Consider the following 3308-nt stretch of genomic DNA (forward strand, 5'->3'; position numbering starts at 1 on the left):
TTACTCAAAATCCATACGATATGCATCGCTTGTTCTGGGATTTGTTTACTGAGGAGAAGAAGCGCAATTTTCTATATCGAGAAGAAATTGCCCGAGAACAATTAGGCACCCGCTCAGGGGCTCGTGGTGAGCCTGTTTACTATGTTGTGTCAGCAACCCGACCTGCTACAGATAATCCAATTTTCCAGGTGGATGAGAAAGTATATCAACCAAATATTGCACAGGGTGACCGTTTGCAATTTAGTCTTCGAGCCAACCCGATCATTAGCCGAAAAGGTAAAAAACACGATGTTCCAATGGATGCACAACGCCAGTTTCTTGCCTCTTTATGCTCAGAATTGGGTTTACAATCTCAACTTCCTGGATCACCCAAAAAACAGGATCTCAAGAGAGTGCTTCTGAGACAGGTGAGTGGCTCCCTGGATGAAAAATTAACGACTCTGCTGGCTGGAAACCCTCGCTATGCCGACCGGCTGAACCAAGCATTGAGCCTGAGTGATAAGTTGGAGTGGGTTCTAAAAGCTACAGTTGAAGATGCATTAGAACATTGGATAGTATCACGGGGTGAGCGTCATGGCTTCGTGATTTGCAACGATAACCACGGGCAATTCAAATTACAGAGTAGTGGCTACCACTGGCATGCTTTGAATGGAAAAGCAAAGCGTGGAACAAAGTCCGGCTTTAGCTCGGTAGACTTCACCGGGGAATTGAAAGTGGCTGATGTTTCGAAATTCAGGAATGCGCTGTTCAATGGAGTTGGACGCTCCAAAGCCTTCGGCTGTGGTCTTTTGTTGATTAAAAGAGCTTAGGTGATGAACATGGAAAATAGATTAGTCGTTTTCAAAGGGCGTGAAGTCCGCCGGGTGTTGCATAGCAATGAATGGTGGTTTTCAGTCGTTGATATCTGTGGAGCGCTAACTGAAAGTCCTGATCCAGGAGCATATTGGCGCAAATTGAAGCAGCGGTTAAATGCAGAAGGAAGTGAAGTCGTGACAATTTGTCACGGGTTGAAATTGATTGCGCCAGATGGCAAAATGCGCAAAACAGATTGTGCCAACACCGAAGGCATTTTTCGGATCATCCAATCCATCCCCTCACCCAAAGCTGAACCTTTCAAGCGCTGGCTGGCTAAAGTTGGCTATGAACGAGTCCAGGAAATCGAAGATCCTGAATTAGCCAGCAAACGAACCAAAGCCATTTATCGTGCTAAAGGATATTCCGAAGCCTGGATCGAAAAACGGATGCGCGGTATTGCTGTCAGGGCTGAATTAACTGATGAATGGGGTAAACGGGGTATCAAGGAATCACCTGAATATGCTATTCTAACCTCTGAGATCTCAAAAGCAGCCTTCGGTTTGACACCCTCTGAATACAAAGAGCTAAAAGGACTTGAGCGGGAGAATCTCCGCGATCACATGACTGACCTGGAATTGATTTTCAATATGTTGGGCGAAGCTGCCACCACTGAAATTGCCAGAAAACAAGATGCTCAGGGCTTGGACGAAAACAAAACAGCTGCCCGCAAAGGTGGACACATCGCCGGTGGTGCCCGGGAAAAACTGGAACATGAAACTGGTGGTAAAGTCGTAAACTCAGGGAACTATCTCAATGAGCCGGAAAGCAGGAAAAGAATCAAAGGGAAACACGGCAAAAAAGGTGCGTCATGACTGAACCAATCCTGCCACCATTAAAGCCCATCCCTATCAAAGATCGGGTTTCGGTTCTATATGTGGAAAGAGGACAATTGGATGTTCTGGATGGTGCTTTTGTCGTAGTAGATAAAAATGGAGTCCGTACCCATATCCCTGTCGGGAGTGTGGCTTGCCTCATGCTGGAACCTGGTACCAGAGTTTCCCATGCTGCTGTGGTTTTGGCTTCACGAGTGGGTTGCCTGCTGGTCTGGATTGGGGAGGCTGGTGTGCGACTGTACGCAGCAGGTCAGCCTGGAGGAGCCCGGGCGGATCGATTGCTTTATCAGGCGAAATTAGCGCTCGATGAATCGGCACGTTTGAAGGTGGTTCGGAAAATGTATGAGTTCAGATTTGGCGAACCATCCCCTCAACGCAGGAGCATTAATCAACTACGTGGAATTGAGGGGATTCGCGTAAAGAAACTTTATCAGCTATTGGCAAAACAATACGGAGTCGTCTGGAAGTCTCGCAATTATGATTATAAATCCTGGGGGAGTGGTGATTTACCTAACCGGTGTCTCAGTTCGGCCACTGCCTGTTTATACGGTATTTGTGAAGCGGCTATTTTGGCAGCCGGATATGCGCCTGCTATCGGTTTTATCCATTCGGGAAAACCCCAGTCATTTGTTTATGATATTGCTGATTTATTCAAATTTGATACGGTTGTTCCACTAGCTTTTAGAATTGCTGCTAAGCACCCCCAGAACCCGGAACGGGCCGTTCGAATTGCTTGCCGGGACAGTTTTCGGGAGACCAACTTATTGCGCAAGATTATTCCCTCAATTGAGCAGGTACTGGGAGCCGGTGAGCTGAGTATTCCTGAAATACCTGAGGAGGCAATTGGGCCGGCGATACCCAACAAGGAGAGGAGTGGTGATGTTGGTCATCGTAGTTGAGAACGTCCCTCCCCGATTAAGGGGGCGTCTGGCAATTTGGTTATTGGAAGTTCGGGCAGGAGTTTATGTGGGAAAGGTTTCCCGGAAAATCCGTGATATGATCTGGCATCAGGTTTGTGAGGGAGCTGATTCGGGGAATGCGATCATGGCCTGGGCGACCAATACAGAATCAGGTTTTGATTTTTTAACCTGGGGTAAAAACAGAAGAATTCCAAAGGAGATGGATGGGATCAAGTTGGTTTCGTTTTTACCTGAGAATGGGTCAGAATGTGATGTTGAAAACGGCTGAAATAGTTGGTAGATTTTTTTGCTCTTTGGAAATTGGGTAAAATTAATAGTTTAGATATAAGAGTGTTCCCCACAGACGTGGGGATGAACCGTCCTATCAGTTGCAGCGGACGCCGGTGTTGAAGTGTTCCCCACAGACGTGGGGATGAACCGCAACCATCAATGGGGCAAAGCTGGCTGGTGGAGTGTTCCCCAAAGACTCACCTCGTCGTGAATGAAACATGTAGGTGTTTCCCGTAAACGTCGGGGTGAGCTGGTAGTTGAATGTTGCAAGGACTTGCATTTGGTATTAGACAGAGACAATTGGGCTGGAGAAGAAAATTTTATTAGTGATCTAACGGGTCAAATCTTATACTTCAAATCCGTTTAAGAATCTACTAACAGAGAGTGGATTTACGGATATAGATATAATAGAGCTGTCCATCAGTAAGAA

Annotated in this window: 4 protein-coding genes; all 4 read left to right on the top strand. The window is 46.6% G+C overall.

Annotated elements, in window-relative coordinates; genetic code table 11:
- A partial coding sequence (gene cas6e / locus U9Q77_06565; GenBank protein ID MEA3287021.1) for a type I-E CRISPR-associated protein Cas6/Cse3/CasE occupies window positions 1-809 on the top strand: 809 nt, incomplete at its 5' end.
- Window positions 810-818: 9 nt separating this feature from the next.
- Window positions 819-1667, top strand: coding sequence for a Bro-N domain-containing protein (locus U9Q77_06570; GenBank protein ID MEA3287022.1), 849 nt, complete (start codon window positions 819-821; stop codon window positions 1665-1667).
- Window positions 1664-2587 carry a type I-E CRISPR-associated endonuclease Cas1e gene (gene cas1e, locus U9Q77_06575; protein MEA3287023.1) on the top strand — a complete coding sequence of 308 codons (924 nt, stop codon included), beginning with the start codon at window positions 1664-1666 and terminating at the stop codon, window positions 2585-2587. Before U9Q77_06570 ends, cas1e begins: the two co-directional genes overlap by 4 nt.
- Window positions 2568-2876 (top strand): type I-E CRISPR-associated endoribonuclease Cas2e, encoded by a 309-nt coding sequence (gene cas2e, locus U9Q77_06580; GenBank protein ID MEA3287024.1) that lies wholly within the window; start codon window positions 2568-2570, stop codon window positions 2874-2876. Before cas1e ends, cas2e begins: the two co-directional genes overlap by 20 nt.
- Window positions 2877-3308 lie beyond the last annotated feature (432 nt).

The sequence above is a fragment of the Candidatus Neomarinimicrobiota bacterium genome, assembly GCA_034716895.1.
Lineage (GTDB): Bacteria > Fidelibacterota > UBA8477 > UBA8477 > JABMPR01 > JABMPR01.

Coding starts and splice junctions, on each gene's coding strand:
- U9Q77_06570 (MEA3287022.1), top strand. CDS start 819: ATGGAAAATAGATTAGTCGTTTTCAAAGGGCGTGAAGTCCGCCGGGTG.
- cas1e (MEA3287023.1), top strand. CDS start 1,664: ATGACTGAACCAATCCTGCCACCATTAAAGCCCATCCCTATCAAAGAT.
- cas2e (MEA3287024.1), top strand. CDS start 2,568: ATGTTGGTCATCGTAGTTGAGAACGTCCCTCCCCGATTAAGGGGGCGT.